At 45.8% G+C, this 20,939-nt stretch carries 12 protein-coding genes; 11 read left to right on the top strand and 1 reads right to left on the bottom strand.

What is annotated here, in order from left to right; translation table 11 throughout:
- Window positions 1-20 precede the first annotated feature (20 nt).
- The 4 genes from NYR53_RS23545 to NYR53_RS23530 all read left to right on the top strand — a co-directional run bounded on the left by NYR53_RS23545 (window position 21) and on the right by NYR53_RS23530 (window position 8,231).
- The gene (locus NYR53_RS23545) at window positions 21-1,679 is read left to right on the top strand and encodes an ABC transporter substrate-binding protein (RefSeq protein WP_261301576.1); all 1,659 of its coding nucleotides are present in this window, start codon (window positions 21-23) and stop codon (window positions 1,677-1,679) included.
- Between the two features lie 136 nt (window positions 1,680-1,815).
- Window positions 1,816-5,250 (top strand): glycoside hydrolase family 2 TIM barrel-domain containing protein, encoded by a 3,435-nt coding sequence (locus tag NYR53_RS23540; protein ID WP_261301575.1) that lies wholly within the window; start codon window positions 1,816-1,818, stop codon window positions 5,248-5,250.
- Window positions 5,251-5,277: 27 nt separating this feature from the next.
- Window positions 5,278-7,338 carry an alpha-glucuronidase family glycosyl hydrolase gene (locus NYR53_RS23535; protein WP_261301574.1) on the top strand — a complete coding sequence of 687 codons (2,061 nt, stop codon included), beginning with the start codon at window positions 5,278-5,280 and terminating at the stop codon, window positions 7,336-7,338.
- A gap of 98 nt (window positions 7,339-7,436) precedes the next feature.
- A complete protein-coding gene (locus NYR53_RS23530; RefSeq protein WP_261301573.1) occupies window positions 7,437-8,231 on the top strand; it encodes a Nif3-like dinuclear metal center hexameric protein in 795 nt (264 codons plus the stop codon).
- A gap of 202 nt (window positions 8,232-8,433) precedes the next feature.
- Here NYR53_RS23530 and arfA read toward each other — a convergent pair whose 3' ends face one another.
- Entirely contained in the window at window positions 8,434-9,945 is a 1,512-nt protein-coding gene (gene arfA / locus NYR53_RS23525) for an arabinosylfuranosidase ArfA (RefSeq protein WP_261301572.1), read from the bottom strand.
- A 156-nt stretch (window positions 9,946-10,101) separates the two neighbouring features.
- Between arfA and NYR53_RS23520 the strand changes: the two genes are divergently transcribed.
- The 7 genes from NYR53_RS23520 to lacZ all read left to right on the top strand — a co-directional run bounded on the left by NYR53_RS23520 (window position 10,102) and on the right by lacZ (window position 20,851).
- Window positions 10,102-11,004, top strand: a complete 903-nt coding sequence (locus NYR53_RS23520; protein ID WP_261301571.1) for an ArsR/SmtB family transcription factor — start codon at window positions 10,102-10,104, stop codon at window positions 11,002-11,004.
- Window positions 11,005-11,044: 40 nt separating this feature from the next.
- Window positions 11,045-12,622, top strand: a complete 1,578-nt coding sequence (locus NYR53_RS23515; RefSeq protein WP_261301570.1) for a response regulator transcription factor — start codon at window positions 11,045-11,047, stop codon at window positions 12,620-12,622.
- Window positions 12,623-12,625: 3 nt separating this feature from the next.
- Window positions 12,626-14,401, top strand: coding sequence for a cache domain-containing sensor histidine kinase (locus NYR53_RS23510; RefSeq protein WP_261301569.1), 1,776 nt, complete (start codon window positions 12,626-12,628; stop codon window positions 14,399-14,401).
- Window positions 14,402-14,588: 187 nt separating this feature from the next.
- A complete protein-coding gene (locus NYR53_RS23505) occupies window positions 14,589-15,902 on the top strand; it encodes an ABC transporter substrate-binding protein (RefSeq protein ID WP_261301568.1) in 1,314 nt (437 codons plus the stop codon).
- 187 nt (window positions 15,903-16,089) lie between these two features.
- A complete protein-coding gene (locus NYR53_RS23500) occupies window positions 16,090-16,929 on the top strand; it encodes a carbohydrate ABC transporter permease (protein WP_261306500.1) in 840 nt (279 codons plus the stop codon).
- The gene (locus NYR53_RS23495; protein WP_261301567.1) at window positions 16,922-17,746 is read left to right on the top strand and encodes a carbohydrate ABC transporter permease; all 825 of its coding nucleotides are present in this window, start codon (window positions 16,922-16,924) and stop codon (window positions 17,744-17,746) included. The genes NYR53_RS23500 and NYR53_RS23495 overlap by 8 nt, the downstream gene beginning before the upstream one ends.
- A 72-nt stretch (window positions 17,747-17,818) precedes the next feature.
- Entirely contained in the window at window positions 17,819-20,851 is a 3,033-nt protein-coding gene (gene lacZ / locus NYR53_RS23490) for a beta-galactosidase, LacZ type (protein WP_261301566.1), read from the top strand.
- Window positions 20,852-20,939 lie beyond the last annotated feature (88 nt).

Raw genomic sequence — 20,939 nt, 5'->3', positions numbered from 1 at the left:
ATTTGAAAGGGTGGTATTAAATGAAGAGATATGCAAAAGTATTAGGGGTCGCATTGGCGGTCACGATGGCTGTCGGCATGACAGCATGTACGGATACCGACACGAGAGAATCGTCCAGCAGCGCATCCCCAGGGACGAGCTCCGCAGCACCACAGAATTACACCTTTGGCGAAGGCCAAACGTTCCGTTCGAATGAGCCTGTGAACTACTCGATCATGTTCAGTGATCAACCGACCTATCCGTATAAGAAGGAATGGCGGCTCTGGAGCGCGATCACGGAGAAAACAAACGTATCGTTTGACGTAAACGTAGTTGCGGCTTCCGAATACGAGAATAAGAAGTCACTTTTGGTCAACAGCGGCGACGCTCCTTTCATTATTCCTAAAACTTATGATGAATCCGCTTATGTAGCTGGAGGCCAAATCGTACCTATAAGTGATTGGGTGCAATACATGCCGAACTATCAGAAGGCTGTAAAAGCTTGGGGAATGGAAAGAGACCTGCAGCAGAAGCTGAAATCGGACGGGAAATATTACGTGCTGCCAGGGATGTGGGAATCGCCGGGTGCAGGATACTCCTACATGATTCGGAAAGACATTTTCGAGAAAGCGGGAGTCGACGTAAAAGGTCAGGAAGGCAAATGGACGTATGAAGACTTTTACCAGGCTCTCAAGAAAGTGAAAGAGTTTACCGGCGCGAAGTACGTATTGTCCGATGAATTTACCGGAAAATCGACGCTGAGTATTACGGCAGCTCAATATGGCGTAACCGGAGGTTGGGGAGTTGGCAACGGCACGCGCTTCAACGAACAGACGAAACAGTTCGAATTCGCTAATTCGACCAATGAGTTCAAGGATTATGTGACGTTCTTAAATAAGCTGGTCAAAGAGGGGCTTCTCGATCCGGAGTCCTTCACCCAAGACGATAAAACCGCACAAGCCAAGTTCTATAAAGGCGATACTTATGTCATGAACGCCAACTACCAGATACTGGCCGATTCCAAGACCAAGATGCAGGTGCCGAATGCCGATCTGTATATGATCGTTCAACCGGGCGGTCCGAAAGGGATGCTTCAAATCGAAACGTCCCGCCTCGAGAATGGAGTTATGATCAGCCAGAATGCGCTCAAGAAGCTCGGCAAGGACAATTTTATCAAAATGCTTCGCTTTGTTGACTGGCTGTGGTATTCAGACGAAGGCCAAACACTCAGTTTATGGGGTGTCGAAGGCGAGACTTATACGAAGGATGCGAGCGGGAACATTACGCTCAAACCGGACATCTCCTTTAACGGCATGAACCCGACAGCAACGAAGAAATTAAACGTCGACTTCGGCTTCGGCGGCGGCAACTTCGCGTACGGCGGTTCCACTAAACTGCGGATGTCCAAAATGACCGAAGGCGAGAAAGACTACCTAAGCCGCATTCAGACTCATCGTAAACCGAGAACAATAGCTCCGCCAATCATGGGGACCCCGGACGAAAGCGAACAAATGAACCTGATCTCGAAGCCGCTGCTGGATTATGTGGATACGATGACCCTGAAGTTCGTAACCGGTCAAGCTAACATTGCAAACGATTGGAATGCCTATGCGGCTCAGGTCGAAGCACTCGGCGCATCCCGCTATATCAAAATGGCGAATGATATTTTTAATAAGACGAAGAGCAAGCTTGGATACTAATCATAACAAATAGTGCCCTTATAGGATCTGCGACAATAGACATTGTCGCAGGTCCTGAATTTTATAATATGAAAATTACTCGTGGCGTTAGCCCGAGTCATTTATATATGAAATATCTTGGAGCCGGGAGTAAACGATGAATAAAAAGACACTGTTTAATAGTGGATGGGAATTTGCCAAGAGCAGCCTGGATGTGACGGATGGCGCCGGTTTGACATTTGAGCCGGTAGACCTCCCTCATGATTGGCTGATCTACAATACTTTGAATCTGTATGAAAATAGTATCGGCTGGTACCGTAAAAGATTTACATGGACTCGAGAAGCGGACCGGCAAATTTTATTATGCTTCGATGGGGTCTATATGGACTCATCCGTATATGTGAATCAGCAGTTTATAGGAGAGTGGAAGTACGGATATTCTTCCTTCGAACATGAGATCACGGATGCGATCATTGACGGGGATAATGAAGTCGTGGTGAAGGTCGTTCACCAAAGTCCGAATAGCCGGTGGTATTCGGGGGCCGGCATCTACCGCAACGTGTGGCTAAAGACGCGAGTCTGCAATCACATTGTAACAGATGGCATTTATGCTGCCGTAAAAAGGGTCGACGACAGCTGGGAGGTAGAAGTCGAGACGGAATTGAGCCTCCAGGAGGACGCCCAAATCTCGCATACGATCCTGTACAAGGGTGAACTTGTTGCAATTGCGACAGATAAGATTGTTGCAGGCGGCTTTATTCATCGACAAAAGTTATCGATAGATCGCCCTCATGTATGGAGCACGGCTGAGCCGCATCTGTATCAGCTTGTCACCCAATTGCAGCGTGATGCAGAGGTCCGGGATGTCATAGTCGTAGAGAGCATCACTCAGAATCTCGGGCTTCGTGAGATCAAGCTTGACCCTCAGCTGGGTTTTTATTTGAACGGCACAAGAATGAAATTGAACGGGGTTTGTGAGCACCACGACTTGGGAGCGCTTGGAGCAGCCTTCAATAGAGTAGCCTTGAGAAAAAGGCTAACGATTTTGAAGGAAATGGGCGTTAACGCTATTCGAACCGCTCACAATATGCCGGCGGTAGAACTTATGGATCTAGCGGATGAGATGGGGTTTCTGGTCGTCTCTGAAGCGTTCGATATGTGGGAAAGATCCAAAACCCCACACGATTATGCGAGGTTCTTTAAGGATTGGGTAAAGGTCGATGTGAAAAGCTGGGTCAAGCGGGATCGGAATCATCCGAGCCTGATGATGTGGAGTATAGGAAATGAGATTTACGACACTCATGCAGATGCAAGAGGGCTAGAAATCACTCGAATGCTTAGGGATGAAGTGCTGAAATACGATCCAAAGCAAAACGGCCGAGTGACCATCGGTTCCAATTATATGCCTTGGGAGAACGCACAAAAATGTGCGGATATCGTGAAGGTGGCCGGCTACAACTACGCCGAGAAATATTACCATAGGCACCATGAGGAGCATCCCGATTGGATCATTTACGGCAGCGAAACGGCCTCTCTCGTTCAAAGCAGAGGCATTTATCGATTCCCGTTCGAGAAGTCCATTCTTGCCGATGACGACGAGCAGTGCTCGGCTCTGGGAAATAGTGCGACGAGCTGGGGAGCCAAGTCAGTCGAGGCCTGTATTATCGCTGAACGAGATGCGCCTTTCTCTCTAGGGCAATTCATATGGACCGGCTTCGACTATATTGGGGAACCGACGCCTTATCATACTAAGAACTCCTATCTCGGACAGATGGATACAGCTACATTCAAGAAAGATTCGTATTACATCTACCAATCGGCATGGACTGATTACAGGACGAATCCGATGGTTCATATTTTTCCCTATTGGGACTTTAATCCGGGCCAATTGATCGATGTTCGAGTGTGCTCGAATGCGCCGAAAATCGAATTGCAATTGGGTGGCGCTATCGTGGGAACTTTTGATATCAATCATGAGCATGGAACTCAGCTGGTAGGCTGGTGGAAGCTTCCTTATGAAGCAGGGGAATTGAAAGCAATAGCCTATGATGATACGGGCCGTGTAATTGCGACGGATATAAGAAGGTCCTTTAGGGATGCGAAGAAGATTTGTCTGCTGCCGGATAAAGAGAGCCTGATGGCCGATGGCACGGACTTGATCTTCCTGGAAATCTTCATGGCAGATTCAGATGGCAATCCGGTGGAGAATGCAAATAATCGGGTTCGTGTTGAGGTGATGGGGGCAGGCCGTTTACTTGGTTTGGATAATGGCGACAGTACGGACTATGATCCGTATAAAGGGATTAGCAGAAGGTTATTCAGCGGCAAACTTATGGCGATCATCGGGGCTACCCTGCAGCCCGGCAAGATTCGGGTTGTGGTTTCTTCCGTTGGTTTGGAGAGTCAGACGGTGGAATTTGAGGCTCTTCCCGTAAGGGATGAAACTCCCTTAGAAGGGGTTTCCGCCCAAACCAAGAATCAAGAGCTGCCACCGGTCATAGGAACCATAGACGAAATCCCTTTACGCAAGATTGAAATCGTAAGCCCGTCCGGACAAATGTTCGACGAAGCAAGAAAAGAGATCACGGTGCAAGCCTATCTGTACCCATCAGATACCTCCTATCAGGAGGTCGAGTGGAGTGTAGTGAATGATGCGGGAATTGCCTCGAACCTTGCGAAAGTAGAAGCGTTCGGTCATGAAGCGAAAATCACCGCGTGTGGCGATGGCGATTTCCGGCTTCGCTGTGTGAGTAAGAACGGTACGAACAAGACGAAGCTCATCTCCCAGCTGGAATTTAAAGCAGTCGGACTCGGCACAGCTTACAAAGATCCATATGGATTTATCTCTGCAAGCCTTTTTGATTACAGTAAAGGGGAAGTTGGAAACGGGAACGAAAGAGGCGTAGCTACAAGCCGAGACGGTGAAACTGAAGTCGGGTTCCGGGATATTGATTTCGGAACGAACGGGTCCGATCTAATTACGATTCCGATTTTCGCCTTGTCCAGTGAAGAATATTCCCTGCAAATTTGGGAAGGCATACCGAATGAAGCGGGCAGTGTACTCCTAGCGGATGTCATCTATCAGAAACCGTCCAAGTGGAATGTGTATCAAGAAGAAACTTATCGGTTAACCAAGCGTCTTTGCGGGATCACTTCCATTTGTTTCGTCCTTCAGAAGAAGGTTCATATCAAGGGTTTTTCGTTCCAAAAGCAGAACAGAGCCTTCGAGAAAAATGACGCCACGGAATGCGACCGCATTTATGGTGATACGTTTACGATTTCGGAAGCCAGCGTTGAAGGGATAGGAAATAATGTTTCCTTGGAATTCGACCAAATGGATTTTACAAGTCTAGGGGCAACGCAGCTTGTCGTCTATGGCCGATCGCTTCTTGATAAAAATACCATTCATATTCATTTCGCTAGCCCGGAAGGTGAGGGAAATCAACTCATCGAGTTTACACAGTCCGATGGTTACGAAGAGCGGGTATTTGAATTGGAAAAAATAACAGGCCTCCAAAAAGTAACCTTCCTATTTTTGCCGGGAAGCCATTTCGATTTCGGTTGGTTCCGATTTGAGAGGTCGTTTACCTGAATGAACATAACTAGCGGAGGTAACACGATGAGTCACATCACGAACGCATATGCCTGCTGGTTGCGCAATGCGCCGATAAACGATGATAAGAGGGTAGAGGAATATCGGGAGTGGGCACGGGAGCTTGTCGTGCCCGGTTCTTTATCAGAGGTGCTTCAGACTGCGGTCGCGGAGTTAATGGATGGTCTCGATGCCATGATTGGCGTGAGGCCCCTCCGTTCAACGGCTTCCAATGGGAGCGTCGGCATTCTGATCGGCGTTCGCGGGCAGTTACAGGATCTTGATGCAAAGTTAAGTTGGCAGGATGGATCCGAGGACAGTTACGTGATCAGAAACGTATCGATAGATGGACAATCAAGGCTTGTGGTTGCCGGCCAATCGGCAAAAGGAGCCTTGTACGCGGTTTTCCATCTACTGCGGCTGATGCAATGCGGCGAGAGTTTGGCTGATCTTGCGATAACGGAAACACCTGCGAACGGATTGCGAATGCTAAACCAATGGGATAATATGGACGGTTCGATTGAACGAGGCTATGCGGGGAAGTCCATATTCTACCGAAATAACGAGATTGTTCGAGACATGTCGCGAATCCGTGATTATGCCCGCTTACTGGCATCGGTGGGGATCAATGCCATTTCGATCAATAACGTGAACGTACACTCCGTAGAATCCTTGCTGATTACGGATAAGCTGCTGCCGGATGTCGCTCGGGTTGCCGGCGTATTTCGGCGCTATGGAATCTCAACGTTCCTAAGCGTCAACTACGCCAGTCCGATAGAGCTTGGAGGACTGACCAGCGCAGACCCGCTTGACCAAAGCGTCAGGCAGTGGTGGAAGGAGAAAGTTGAGGGAATTTACCGGGATATCCCGGACTTTGGCGGCTTCCTGGTAAAGGCAGATTCCGAGGGGAGACCCGGGCCGTTCACCTATGGACGTGACCATGCCGATGGTGCGAATATGTTTGCTGAAGTGCTTCAGCCCTTCGGTGGGATCGTCATTTGGCGATGCTTCGTATACAATTGTCAACAGGATTGGCGCGATAGCAAGACAGACCGGGCGAGAGCGGCGTTCGATCATTTTACACCACTTGATGGGAAATTTCGCGATAACGTCATTCTGCAGATTAAGAACGGCCCCATGGATTTCCAGGTCCGTGAACCGGTTTCTCCGCTTCTCGGAGCGATGCCCGCGACGAATCAGGTGCTGGAGCTGCAGATTACGCAAGAGTACACGGGTCAGCAGAGACATCTGTGCTACCTGATCCCCCAGTGGAAAGAGGTTCTCGATTTCGATACGTTTGCCCATGGGAACGGAAGTACGATTGCGAAAGCGGCCAGCGGTCAGTTATTCGGGAGACGGCTTGGGGGCATTGCGGCGGTATCGAATATCGGAGACAACCCGAATTGGACCGGACACACGCTTGCACAAGCCAATTTATATGGCTTTGGAAGGCTTGCTTGGAATCCGCAGCTATCAGCTGAGCAAATCACGCAAGAATGGATTTACATGACATTCGGTTCTGACCCCGATGTAGTACGCAGTGTGTCGAAGATGCTTCTTCAATCGTGGAGAATCTATGAAAATTACACAGCTCCTCTAGGCGTTGGATGGATGGTCAATCCGGGTCACCATTATGGTCCAAACGTAGACGGCTACGAATATTCGAAATGGGGGACGTACCATTTTGCCGACTGCCATGGCATCGGCGTAGATAGAACCATCAAATCGGGAACAGGGTACACATCCCAATACTTTGCGCCTCGTTCGGAATGGTACGAGTCAAGGGAGTTATGTCCTGATGAATTGCTTCTCTTTTTCCATCATGTGCCATATACGCACAAACTGAAGACGGGTAAGACGGTCATTCAGCACATCTACGATACTCACTTCGACGGCGTTCTTCAGGTGGAGGAATTGGCCCAGATCTGGAGTTCGATAGAGGGGGAAATAGATGCAGAGCGCTTCGAAGATGTGAGGAGCCGACTGCGAGAGCAAGCGGCACATTCGAAGGAGTGGCGTGACCAGATCAATACTTACTTCTTCCGCAAATCGGGTATTCCTGACGAGTACGGCCGCATCATAAATTAAAATATGGATGGCGGGACAAACGAGATGACGTGGTCACCGGTGTCTATCTACAGTCCCGTCTATATTTTGCTAATCACTTTATATAAGGGACGGTTAGGATGACGATTACAATTGGACAGGTTATTGATCGATTGTTAGAGGAGGCTCCAGTAAACGAGCCCACTGTGGATTCATTGAGAGTCGGATCGGCCCAAACGGAAGTAACGGGAATTGTCGTTGTTTTTTTGGCCACGCAGGCTGTGATTGAGCAGGCAGCGGCTTTAGGAGCCAACTTGATCATTTCACACGAAGGGCCGTTTTACCGCCATCAGGAGGATATGAAGGGGGCGCAGGATGATCCGGTTATCAACGAAAAGCGCGAATTGCTTGATCGTACTGGAATCGCCATTTATCGTTATCACGATCATATTCACCGTTACAAAACGGATGGTATTATGATGGGGTTAATAAACGCACTGGGCTGGGCGCCCTACGTTGAAGAGCATCTGCCCGCTGCAACAGTTGTGCAAATTCCTTGCATGACCCTTGAACGAACGGTGCAATATTTGAAGGAAAAGCTTCAAATACCATTCGTACGCGTAGTGGGGGAAATAGAGATGCCTTGCACCCGCATTGGACTATTGGCAGGCTACAGAGGGGGGGCAGCCTTGGCGCTCCCTTTGCTGAAAGATTACAATCTCGACTTGGTTATCGTCGGAGAAGGACCTGAATGGGAAACGCCGGAATATATTCGCGACGCCGTTCATCAAGGCAAGAACAAGGCATTCATCGCATTGGGTCACGCGGAAAGCGAAGAGCCGGGCATGAAGGAATTGGCGGAACGACTGCGGGAACAGTTCCCCGGACTTCCCGTTCATTTTATAAGGGAAAAGCCTTTATTTCTTATTCTGTAAGATGTGAATTTATATGTTTTGAGTGATCGAGAGGTTACCCTTTATTATAGAGGTGCCGGAAAAGCCGATTAAATACAGGCAGATTTCGAGAGCTCAGAGGAATTATATTCCAAATACCATCTCGCGGTTAGTAAAATGATCGCTGATATATGAACAAAAAGGGGCAAAACGAATGTAATCATTCGTCGCCCCTTTTTAATAGCTATTTGTTTTTTATTTGCAGTCGAATAACGTTCCATGAAGCTTTGCTGAGATCAGCCTTAACATATCCGTCGTCGGCTTTGGCGCTACCGCCTTTATGAGGGACGACATGGTCCGGCTTCGTTTTTGTGTTGGTCGCTTTTAAATCTTCATTCTCCAACACGACATGCTCGATAATGCTAACTTCGCCGAAGCTGCGGACGTCAACGGTAAGCTCGAGTCCCTCTGATAAATGACGATTTACAGCGAAGATCGTAACTTCACCTTGCTCTTCATTGAAAACACTGATTGCTTCTAGATACGGAACATCGGTGAAATCCTTTGAATCGTATTTAGGTGACGAGATAATCGGGTGAAGCACCGTTCCTCTACCATACAAAGAAGCATGAAGGTACGGATAATAAGTGGTTTGCAGCCAAAGAGGGCCGCCATTTTCAGTCATAATCGGTGCAATCACATTAATCAATTGGGCGATGCACGCCATTTTAACACGATCCGCATGTTTCAGCAGTGTAATCAGGAAGCAGCCTACGGCAAGAGCGTCTTCCAACGTATAAACATCTTCGAATTCCGGCGGTGCAACCTGCCAGCGTTCAGTTGCACGGCTTGTTCCGATGGAATTCCAAACATTCCACTCATCTAATGAAAGCATGAGCTTCTTCTTGCTCCGTTTCTTCGCTTTCATGTAATCGCAAATAGCTGTTACACTGTAAATGAATTGATCCATATCCAACGATTTCGCCAAGAAATTAGAGGAATCATTCTCATTATTATTGTAATAGGTGTGCAAAGATAAATAATCCACTTGATCGTAGGTAAGATCGAGCACGGTAGCCTCCCAATCAGCGAATGTACTCATTCCACTTGATGAACTGCCGCACGCCACAAGCTCTATGGATGGGTCAACCCACCGCATCACTTTGGCCGTTTCATTCGCTAATCTGCCGTATTCGACAGCCGTTTTTGCTCCGATTTGCCAAGGGCCATCCATTTCATTCCCAAGGCACCACGTTTTGAAATTATGCGGATCTTTATAACCATGTGAGATTCGCAGATCACTCCAGTAGGAACCAGAAGGATGGTTACAATATTCGACGAGATTTCTAGCCGCGTCAACGCCGCGGGTACCCAGATTAACGGCCATCATGACTTCTGAACCGACTAGTTTAGCCCACTCCGCGAATTCATTGGTTCCCATCTCATTGGTTTCTGTTGTCCACCACGCTAGTTCCAATAGACGCTTCCGCTCGGCCTTTGGACCGACACCGTCCTCCCAGTTATACCCGGATACAAAATTTCCCCCTGGATAGCGAATGATTGGAACATTCAGTGCACGAATAGCATCAAGAGCATCGCGTCGGAAGCCGTTCTCATCTGCCGTTGGATGGTTTGGCTCATAAATTCCGCCATATACGGCACGTCCCAGGTGTTCGATGAATGACCCATAGAGCCTTGGATCTACTTCTGAAATGGTGAAATTCTTATCAATAAGCATAGTCGATTTCATGGACATAGCGTATAATCCCCCTAGATGAATTAATGAAATGATTAAATCATAAATGTTGATATTCTATATAATATTTATCATAATAGATAAATACTTTCAATGCGTTAAATGTGAAAAATATAGGATTAACTAAATTACTGATTCAAGAATGGGTGTGTAATCATGTACTTAACAACGGATTCGGAATCGCTTCGGGTCTACGAAGCATTGGCGAGTGAGGTGCGGCTGCAGATTATTGATTTATTATATACAAAAGAGATGCATATTAAAGAATTGGCTTCTGAGCTTTATCTAAGCAGTGCAATTGTCAGTTCGCACGTTACCAAACTGCAGAGAGCAGGCCTTGTAAGCTATAAAATGAAAAGGGTTAATGGCGGGACCTATAAGTATTGTTCGTTGTCAACGGAGTACCTGCAAATAAAATTATCCCGTTCTACTTTGTTGAAGAGAAAATTCGTTGAGGTTGTTATGCCTGTCGGCCATTACACGGATTTCGCAGCTTCCCCTACGTGTGGCATTGCAACAACAGAAAAGATGATCGGTTATTACGATAATCCGACCTATTTTTTGGATCCTGAACGCGTTCATGCAGGCATTTTGTGGTTTGCCCGAGGGTTTGTAGAATATAAATTTCCGAACTATCTCTTCAAAGATCAAATCGTACAAGAAATTGAAATCTCCATGGAGATCGGTTCCGAAGCTCCCCATATTAATGAAAACTGGCCATCGGACATCCGATTTACAATCAATGATCAATTACTGGGCATGTGGACGAGTCCCGGAGATTTCGGTCGAATGAGAGGTAGATTGTCACCAGATTGGTGGCATTCTGACGTTAATCAATACGGATTAATGAAAGTACTTCGAATAACTGCAAATGGTACATTTATAGATGGTCAGCAAATTTCTGATGTCACGATTAAGGATATACAATGGGATAGCACGCAGTGGACATTGCGAATAAGTGCAGAAGACACCGCTCGAGGTCGAGGTGGATTAACCTTATTCGGCAGGGGGTTCGGCAACTACGATCAAGATATCGTGATTCGAAGTTATTACGAATGATTGGAAGAAGGTAATAGAAATATATTGTGGAGGTAAAGGGATGGCTCGTTCTTGTCGTGTACTTATTGTAGATGATGAAATTTTAGTCAGACAGGGTATCAAGCACTTGTTGCACTGGGAACAAGAGGGGTTTCAGATCGTAGGAGAGGCTTCGAACGGCAAAGAAGCTCTTGAACAAATAGAGCGCATGCAGCCGCATATCGTTATTACCGATATCGTGATGCCTGTGATGGGGGGAGCGGAGCTTACTCGTGTGATAAAGTCGCGGTTCCCGGAAATTGAAGTGATCATATTAAGCAGTTTCGGTGAGTTTGATTATGTTAGATCAACCTTTCAAAGCGGGATTGCTGATTATATATTAAAACCAAAGCTTGAAGCTGAGCAGCTGCTCGACATATTGAAGCATACAGCGCGCAAGATTCCCTCTTTAAAGCTGGAAGAATCGAATGACGATGCCAGCTTGTCCATCAAGTTTGTCATCGATAAGCTTATTTCCGGTTATGAGGTTGATGACGATTTGAAAGATATCCATGTTTCTTTTCCATATCCTAGTTACATCCTGCTGGGGGCTGATCTCAAGCAATTGCCGAGCAAGAGCGAGGATCAACATACCGCTTCACAATGGATGGCGAAAATGGCTGCTGAGCTTGATAGTGGCTTGGAACATGCGGTTTATTTTCCCGTACCCACAGATCCTAACATGGTTGTTGTGCTGGTAAACATGGACAAGAGCGAGTGGGATCGTTTCACGTTTATCGTTCGGAAGCTTGCCGCTTGGACAAGGAAGCAGCAGCCGGAGATTGGTTGGACGGTCGGTGAGGCATTTAGCGATTTGAGACAGCTCGGCAAGAACTTTAGGGATGGGTTCCTGAAAATAAACGCTTATCGCTTTTTTTTACCTGCTTCCAACAATTTAATTGTATATGGGGAACTGCCGAAGCAATCTGAAGAGGTTGCGAAATTTAATATGACTCGCTTTACCGAACAAATGAATCGACAACAGTTCGAAGAGGCCTTTCAGGAGTTGCTTAGGTACGTGCAATCCGCGTCAAACCATTATCAAACGGATGTGTTTGAGTTCAAGTCCTTTTTGGGGAACATCATTTTTAATATAACCATTGTGCTTGGCCGTTTGGAATTGGATATGAAGAATTTGGAAGAAGCAAAATATGCTTATTTCAAATCAATAGGCGAAGCGTCGCATGTCAGCGAAGCGGTCAGGCTTCTTGAGACATTTATTCAGGAAACAAACGCTGTTATAAAAACGAAGCGGTCAACGGGCGGAAATCCAAATATGACGATGCTTCTTGATTATATCCATCAGCATTACGCTGAGCCACTCAGCCTAACGGAAATAGCTAAGCACTTTCATTTTAATCCTTCTTATTTGTCGAGTTATTTCACATCGCATAATAAAGAAGGTTTCAGCGAATATTTGAACAAGATCAGAGTCGAGAAGGCAGCGGATCTTCTGAAGCAGGATTTCGCATCCATATCCGAAATTAGTGGAAAAGTAGGTTATTCGGACCATAGTTATTTTACAAAAGTATTCAAGAAATTAACGGGCATCTCTCCGAGCCAATACAAAAAAATTCATCTCAACAAGAAAAGGAACTAGGTTATGAGGAGACTTCTGGACAAATTTAAATATCATGGTCTTTTTATTAAAATGTTTATCGTCACGGTGGTTAGTATTATATCCGTGTCGCTCTTCACTTCAGTTGTCACGATTCAAATGTCGGAGCAACTCTTCATGAATACGTTCAGTATTACGAACTCAAAAATCATTAGCCAGATCCAAGCGAATTTCGAATCGTTTAATTATTCTATCGTTACGGCATCGAATAATGTGCTGCAGAACGGCACGATAAAAGAGTTTCTGACGAATCCGGATATGGACACACTTTCTACGGTGCGAAGTCAGTATGAGGCTAGCCAACAGATGAAACGGATTCAGTCTAATGTAGCCGCCTACCCAGTTACAATTACGATCAGTGGCATGAATAAGAAAAGCCACTCGACGGATAGCTATTATTGGCCGAGCTCATTGGAAAAGCTGAGAAACAGCATGTTAACCGTCAATACCTTGGCCACGCCAAAGCGGCTTATCTATCAATTGGATAAAGAAAGCATAACCAATACGTCTGAAGCTGACCCGGTGATTGTCGCTTCTAGAGCACTTATGGAGAGAACGAGCGGCAATCCATATGGTGTTCTTTATTTTGCCATACGAGAAAGTGACTTTAAGCGATTCTTCACGAATTTCACCAGCGATGGCAACGACGTTATCATATTGGATCGTTCGGGCAACGTCGTATCAAGTAACCGCCATGAGTTAATTGGCGAAGAGGCACCTGATTTACTTGGCTATGCCAAAGAAATTGAACAAAAAAAAATAAATGTCAAAGATGTAAGTGTAATGGGGAAAAACAGTCTAGTGCTTTCGGTATACCTTCCTACGTATGATTTTTATCTAGTCAATCTCATTGATAAACAAATGGTGCTTAGCCAGATGGTTGATGTCAAAAGAGTTGCTCTTATCTGTATGGCTATCGTATTCGCAGCTCTGCTTATTGTATTTATGATTTCAAGACGTTTGACAAAGTCATTAACCCTCCTAGCCAAACAAATGTCGGGCATTACGGCAAATAATTTCGATAATTATATAACGGTTACTGGCAGCTATGAAATCAAGGAACTCGGACATGCCTACAATTACATGCTGGACGAGCTTAACGAATATATAAAGAAGCTGATTCAGACACAGAAGGACCAGCGCAACGCGGAGCTATCCGCTCTGCAAATGCAGATTAACCCGCATTTTCTATACAATACACTGGCATCCGTGAAAATTTTGGTCCAGCAGGGCAATAAAGAGAAAGCCGCCGCGACCATCAACTCCCTTATCTCCCTTCTCCAGAATACTGTCAGCAACATTAGTGAAACGATAACCGTGGAGCAAGAACTAGTTAATTTGAAAAATTATGTATTTATTAATCACGTGCGTTACGGTGAGCAGATCAAAGTCGATTATTTTGCAGCCGAAGATTGTATGTCCTATCATGTTCCCAAACTCATCATCCAGCCTTTTATCGAAAATGCATTTTTTCATGCCTTTCATGAAAGGAACGAAGGGTATATTTATGTCCTGGTGTCGCGCGAGGCAAATGCGCTGGTCTGCGAGGTCATCGACAACGGTATTGGAATGAAAGGCTTTGATAATGGGAATAATCCGCAGAGCTCCGTTAGCAGCAGTCGTTTTTTCTCAGGTATTGGCATTCGAAATGTACATGACCGTATAGCACTGCTTTACGGAGAGGAGTACGGCGTTACCATTGTGAGTAACATCGGCGAAGGAACGAGAGTGAAAATAAAGCTTCCGCTCCTTGATACCTAAAAAAAATACCAATAAACAAATTAATTGCTATTTACATAAAAAGCCAATAGAAAGCTAACAATAGAATGACAAATCCACACAAATATATTACTAACGGGTCATTTTAACGAATTGTTATAATGACTATTGTTAGCGGGCAAACGCTTTCAAAACTAATTTACAGTAATTTAAAAGGGGCTGAATTTTTGTGAAAAAGGTACTCGCCATTCTATTGGCCAGCTTAGTACTATTGACGGCATGCGCGAGCAAAGGGAATAACGTGCCGAAAACGGGTGGACAAACCGCTGAAGCTACGCCTGCAGCTGCAAAGGAAATTACAGTATGGGCGTGGGATAAAGTATTTAATATTGGTGCTATGGAACGTGCTAAAGCAGCTTACGAGGCGAAAAATCCCAATTCCGGTTTGAAGTTCAACATTGTGGAAAACGCGCAAGCCGATATCATTCAGAAATTGAACGCAGGATTGAATGCAGGCACGACAAAAAGCTTGCCGACAATCGTGTTGATCGAAGATTATCGTGCACAAAGCTTCCTGCAAGCTTATCCGGATTCGTTCTTTGATTTAACAAGTGTAATTAAACCGACTGATTTCGCCGATTACAAAATCGGACCTACAAGTTTAAATGGCAAACAATACGGAGTTCCTTTCGATTCCGGCGTTGCAGGATTGTATGTAAGAAGAGATTACTTAGAGCAAGCGGGATACAAGGTTGAGGATCTGCAGGATATCGACTGGAAGAAGATGATTGAGATTGGTAAAGCAGTGAAAGCCAAAACAGGCAAACAACTGCTAACGCAAGATCCGAACGATCTTGGGCTTATTCGCATGATGATCCAGTCCGCTGGCTCGTGGTATTTAAAAGAAGATGGAAAAACGCCTAACTTGGCAGGCAACGCGGCCTTGAAGGAAGCGGCTGAAACCTATAAAGAAATCATGAAAGCGGACATTGTAAAGGCAACATCGGATTGGAGCCAATTCGTTGGCGCATTCAACAGTGGCGATGTAGCTACGATTCCAACCGGTAACTGGATTACGGCTTCGGTTAAAAAAGAAGCATCGCAGTCCGGCAAATGGGCTGTCGTACCGTTTCCTAAATTGACAAACAACCCAAAATCCGTTCATGCATCGAACCTTGGCGGCAGCTCGTGGTACGTCATGAATGTCGATGGAAAAGAAGCTGCGGCTGATTTCTTGAAACAGACATTTGGATCTGACGTTGATTTGTATCAGAAGCTTGTTACGGAGATTGGTGCAATCGGTACGTTAAAAGCCGCGGCATCGGGACCTGCCTACACACAAGCTGACGAATTCTTCGGTGGTCAAAAAGTAATTGCTGATTTCGCCAAATGGACAGAGCAAATTCCTAAAGTGAACTATGGTATGCATACGTATGCGATTGAAGATATTCTTGTCGTCCAAATGCAAAATTATTTAAAGGGTGCGGATATCGACAAAGTGTTAAGTGACGCTCAAGCTCAAGCAGAAACACAAGTTAAATAATTGAGATCATACGGTAATGAATAAAACCTGGGGCTTCGCCTTCTCCTGATTCCTAAGTCAACGTTCCGGCTGGCAGGAGTTGGAGGAAGCTCCATGGTTTTATTTCCGTAAAGAAAGGGGTTAGGCTAACGTGAAAGCAGCGAGGCCTGGCGTAAATATTCGCACAAGAGCTAATTTGACTGGTTGGATGTTTATTATCCTAGCGGTCATCATGATTGCAGTGTTCTATTTCTATCCCATGATTCAAGCTCTTATTCTATCATTTAAATCGGGTAAGGGAATGAATTTACACTTCGTCGGCTTCGATAACTACGTTCGTCTGTTTAGCGATAAAACGTTTATAACCGCGGTTAAGAACACGTTTATTTATTTGATTATCCAGGTTCCAGTAATGATCGTTCTAGCTATGTTTATCTCGGTGTTATTGAACGACAGTAAGTTGAAATTGAAAAGCTTTTTCCGTACGGCGATTTTCTTGCCGGCTGTTACCTCGCTTGTAGCGTATTCCGTTATTTTTAAATATTTGTTTGCCACCGAGGGCTTGGTTAATCAACTTCTGATCAAGATTCATCTTATTGCAGCCCCGATTCAATGGATCACGGATCCTTTCTGGGCGAAAGTGACGGTTATTATTGCAATCACATGGCGCTGGACAGGCTATAATATGATCTTCTACTTGTCCGCGCTTCAAAATATCGATCCATCGATTTACGAGGCAGCAAAAATTGATGGTGCTTCATCAACGAGACAGTTTTTTGGAATCACGATGCCTCTGCTCAAGCCCATTATTTTATTTACTTCCATTACATCGACAATTGGTACGCTGCAGTTGTTTGATGAAGTTGTTAACATTACGAAGGGCGGACCGGGGAACGCATCGATGTCCATTTCCCAGTATATTTACAATTTATCTTTTAAATATTCAGCGGATTTCGGATATGCGGCAACGGTGTCGTATTCCATCGTGATCATGATCATTATATTGGCGTTTGTTCAGTTTAAAGCAGCAGGTGATAAAAATGGATAAATGGAAACGTATCTTTATTTATATATTTCTGAGTGTCGCTGCGTTTATTTCTATATTCCCGTTTCTATGGATGATTATCAGCGCCACCAATAAGTCGGCTGATGTGACGAAGGGAAGATTACTTCCCGGAAGCCACCTTGTGGATAATATTACAAATTTATTTAGTAAGGTAGACTTTTTACCTGCTTTACTGAGTTCTGCAAAAATATCGATTACAACGACCGTATTGGCCATGTTAATCGGCTCTTTAGCCGGGTACGGCTTTGAAATTTATAGAAGTAAGGCGAAGGACGTCGTATTTAACATTCTGTTACTTTCGATGATGATTCCGTTCGCGGCTATCATGGTACCATTGTTTCAAATGTTCGGTGGTATCTCGCGCGTTATTCCATTTATCGGGCTGGATACCGTATCCGGCGTTGTGCTGCCGACATTCACCACGGCATTTCTTATTTTCTTCTTTCGTCAAAATACGAAGATGTTTCCGAAGGAACTCTTGGAGGCGGGCCGAATAGACGGGCTGAATGAATTAAGTCTGTTCTTCCGTATTTTCATGCCAACGATGAAGACGACATACGCCGCAGCGGGCATCATTACGTTCATGTCAAGCTGGAACAACTATTTATGGCCGCTTATCGTTCTTCAATCACCGGAGAAAAAAACAATACCTATGCTGATATCGAATTTGGGATCAAGCTATTCACCAGATTATGGTATTATTATGATGGCTATCGTGATTTCGACGATTCCGACTGCGCTCGTATTCTTCCTCATGCAGAAGCATTTTGTAGCAGGTATGACAGGCTCGGTGAAATAGAAAAAAGAGTCAGGTGATTACGCACACAGCGCATATCATCTGGCTTTTAAATAACTTTACGGGGGAAATGTAATGAAATTGACGAAGCCAAGCCTAAACTGGCTTACAGATGTAGGCGTATTTGCTGTGAACCGTCTGGCGGCGCACTCTGATCACCGTTATTACGAAACATTAGAGGAAGCAGAAGCAGCAGCGCCGATGTCGCTGCGGCACGACCTGAACGGCAGTTGGAAATTTAACTATTCCGTGAAGCCTGCTGACCGTCCCGAGTTGTTCCACCAGCTCGATTATGAGTGCGACAGTTGGAGTCAAATTGAAGTGCCTGGACACATTCAATTGCAGGGTTATGGAAAGCCGCAGTATGTAAATACGATGTATCCATGGGATGGACATCACGATATTCGTCCGCCAGCTATTCCGGAACATGATAATCCGGTTGGCAGTTATGTGAAGTACTTCACACTGCCTGATCATATGAAGGGCAGGCCCATCTACATCTCGTTTCAAGGTGTGGAGTCAGCTTTTTACTTGTGGTTGAACGGAGAGTTTGTCGGCTATAGCGAAGACAGCTTCACACCGGCGGAATTCGACCTGACACCATTCCTGCAGGAAGGTGAGAATAAACTTGCTATTGAAGTTTATCAAAGAAGCACAGGCAGCTGGCTGGAAGATCAAGATTTCTGGCGATTCTCAGGTATTTTCCGCGATGTTTATTTATATACCATACCGAGCATTCACGTTCGCGATCTTTTTGTCCATACGGATCTTGATGCCGCTTATGCGAATGGCAACCTACGTGCAGATATCAAGCTTGCTAATAGGCAAGAAGCTGCTGTTTACCTTGAATTAAAGGATGCGGTGGGGCATACTGTTGCGACGGCTCGCTCTGAAGTGTCAACCATCGAAGCTATATCATTGTCTATCGATGCTGGACAAGTTACTCCCTGGAGTGCAGAGAAGCCTTATTTGTATGTTCTATACGTTAGCGTTTATGATCATAAAGGTAAGCTCGTTGAGGTTATTCCCCAGAAGGTTGGCTTCCGTAAATTTGAGATGATGAATAACATCATGCACCTCAATGGCAAACGGATCGTCTTCAAGGGTGTAAACCGTCATGAATTCAACAGTCGCAGGGGACGTGCCATTACGAAGGAAGATATGTTGTGGGATATTGCTACGCTAAAACGCAACAACTTAAATGCCGTCCGGACGTCACATTATCCGAATCAGTCGTTATGGTACGAATTGTGTGACATCTATGGCATCTATGTCATTGATGAGATGAATTTGGAAACGCATGGTTCATGGCAGAAGATGGGCGCAGTAGAGCCGTCTTGGAATATTCCGGCGAATAAGCCGGAATGGCAGGATATCGTGATGGACCGGGCCATTTCGATGGTCGAGCGCGACAAGAACCATCCTTCTATTCTGATCTGGTCGGTCGGTAACGAAGCCTATGCGGGTGAAGTCCTGCTAAACGTGTCGAACTATTTCCGGGAGAAGGATCCAAGTCGACTTGTTCATTATGAAGGGGTTTTTCATAACCGCAAGTATAACGATACGAGCGATATGGAGAGCCGTATGTATGCGAAGCCGGCAGACATTGAAGCCTATTTAAACGATAACCCGCAGAAGCCTTATATAAGCTGCGAGTATATGCACGCGATGGGCAATTCGGTAGGCGGCATGCATAAATATACAGAACTTGAACAGAAATATGCCATGTATCAAGGTGGCTTTATCTGGGATTATATCGATCAAGTAATCGTCAAGAAAGATCGTTATGGCAAAGAGTTTCTCGCATTCGGCGGAGATTTCGGCGATCGGGCCACGGATTATAATTTCTGCACGAATGGTATCGTTTATGCGGACCGCAAGGTGTCACCTAAGATGCAGGAAGTGAAATTCCTCTACCAGAACATCAAACTCGTGCCGGATCGCCAAGGTGTGAAGGTGACGAATGAGAACCTGTTCGAAGGTACGGAGGCCTATGATCTGCTAATTGTCCTTCATAAAGAAGGCAAGGAGATATTCCGAGGCAAGAGAAATATCGACGTTCCGGCGCAAAGCGAGGCTTATGTGCCGCTTGAGCTGCCGTCTGCTGATGAACCAGGTGAGTATGTTGTACATGCGTCGCTCAATTTAAAGGAGAACAACCTATGGGCTGATGCCGGACATGAGGTTTCATTCGGGCAGTACGTATTTCTGGTTGAGAATCTGGCTTCGTCTGCACAACCTGAAGGATCATTCAGAGTCGTGGATGGCGATGTAAACATAGGGGTTCATGGACGAGATTTTAGTATTATGTTCTCGAAGCAGGCGGGAAGCCTGATTTCACTGAACTATGCCGGCCGAGAGATGATCGCCATTCCGCCAGCGCCGTTATTCTGGCGTGCGACAACGGATAATGATAAAGGATTCTCGCTTGGCTTTGACTCGGGTGCTTGGTACGCGGCCAGCTTAACGCGCAAATGCATCGGCGTCGAATTGACGAAGCAAGCGGGAAGCGTAACAGTAACGTTTCAATACAAGCTTAGCATCAGCGCGGAGGTTCTAGTGACGGTTGCATACACGGTGTATGTCGACGGCAGTTTGAACGTCAAATCTCGCTACGAGGGAGCAACAGGTCTTCCGAAACTGCCGATATTCGCGTTGTCGTTCAAGGTTCCAGCTGATTATTTCCATTTGGATTGGTACGCGATGGGGCCTGAGGAGAACTATATCGATCGTGCCTTTGGAGCAAGGCTCGGGGTGTTCAAGAATGACGCTGCGGATAATGTGTCTGGCTATGTCGTGCCGCAAGAGTCGGGGAACCGCACAGGCGTCCGCCGTGTGAACATTACGAACAACGATGGCCACGGTATTCGGTTAACCGCACCAGCTGCTCAGCCGGTGGAATGTAATATTTCGCCGTTTACGGCGTTCGAGTTGGAAAATGCCTACCATCATTACGAGCTGCCGAACGTTCATTACACGGTCGTCACAGTAGCGGGTAGACAGATGGGTGTTGGTGGTGACGACAGCTGGGGCGCGCCGGTACATGATGAGTATCTGATCAAAGCCGATCAAGACCTAGCGTTTGAATTTAATATTCACCGGCTATGATGGCTTCATTCGACGAGCTTTGATCGGTGAAAACAAAGAAAAGTGGTTGAGTGGGGACTAATGATCCCTCTCAACCACTTTTTTGATG

The organism is Paenibacillus andongensis, assembly GCF_025369935.1.
GTDB classification, from domain to species: Bacteria; Bacillota; Bacilli; order Paenibacillales; family NBRC-103111; genus Paenibacillus_E; species Paenibacillus_E andongensis.
The sequence above is the reverse complement of the archived record's forward strand: the minus strand, read 5'-3'. Positions and strand labels throughout refer to the sequence as shown.

Coding starts and splice junctions, on each gene's coding strand:
- NYR53_RS23520 (WP_261301571.1), top strand. CDS start 10,102: ATGTACTTAACAACGGATTCGGAATCGCTTCGGGTCTACGAAGCATTG.
- lacZ (WP_261301566.1), top strand. CDS start 17,819: ATGAAATTGACGAAGCCAAGCCTAAACTGGCTTACAGATGTAGGCGTA.
- NYR53_RS23515 (WP_261301570.1), top strand. CDS start 11,045: ATGGCTCGTTCTTGTCGTGTACTTATTGTAGATGATGAAATTTTAGTC.
- NYR53_RS23510 (WP_261301569.1), top strand. CDS start 12,626: ATGAGGAGACTTCTGGACAAATTTAAATATCATGGTCTTTTTATTAAA.
- NYR53_RS23530 (WP_261301573.1), top strand. CDS start 7,437: ATGACGATTACAATTGGACAGGTTATTGATCGATTGTTAGAGGAGGCT.
- NYR53_RS23540 (WP_261301575.1), top strand. CDS start 1,816: ATGAATAAAAAGACACTGTTTAATAGTGGATGGGAATTTGCCAAGAGC.
- NYR53_RS23495 (WP_261301567.1), top strand. CDS start 16,922: ATGGATAAATGGAAACGTATCTTTATTTATATATTTCTGAGTGTCGCT.
- NYR53_RS23545 (WP_261301576.1), top strand. CDS start 21: ATGAAGAGATATGCAAAAGTATTAGGGGTCGCATTGGCGGTCACGATG.
- NYR53_RS23500 (WP_261306500.1), top strand. CDS start 16,090: ATGTTTATTATCCTAGCGGTCATCATGATTGCAGTGTTCTATTTCTAT.
- NYR53_RS23535 (WP_261301574.1), top strand. CDS start 5,278: ATGAGTCACATCACGAACGCATATGCCTGCTGGTTGCGCAATGCGCCG.
- arfA (WP_261301572.1), bottom strand. CDS start 9,945: ATGTCCATGAAATCGACTATGCTTATTGATAAGAATTTCACCATTTCA.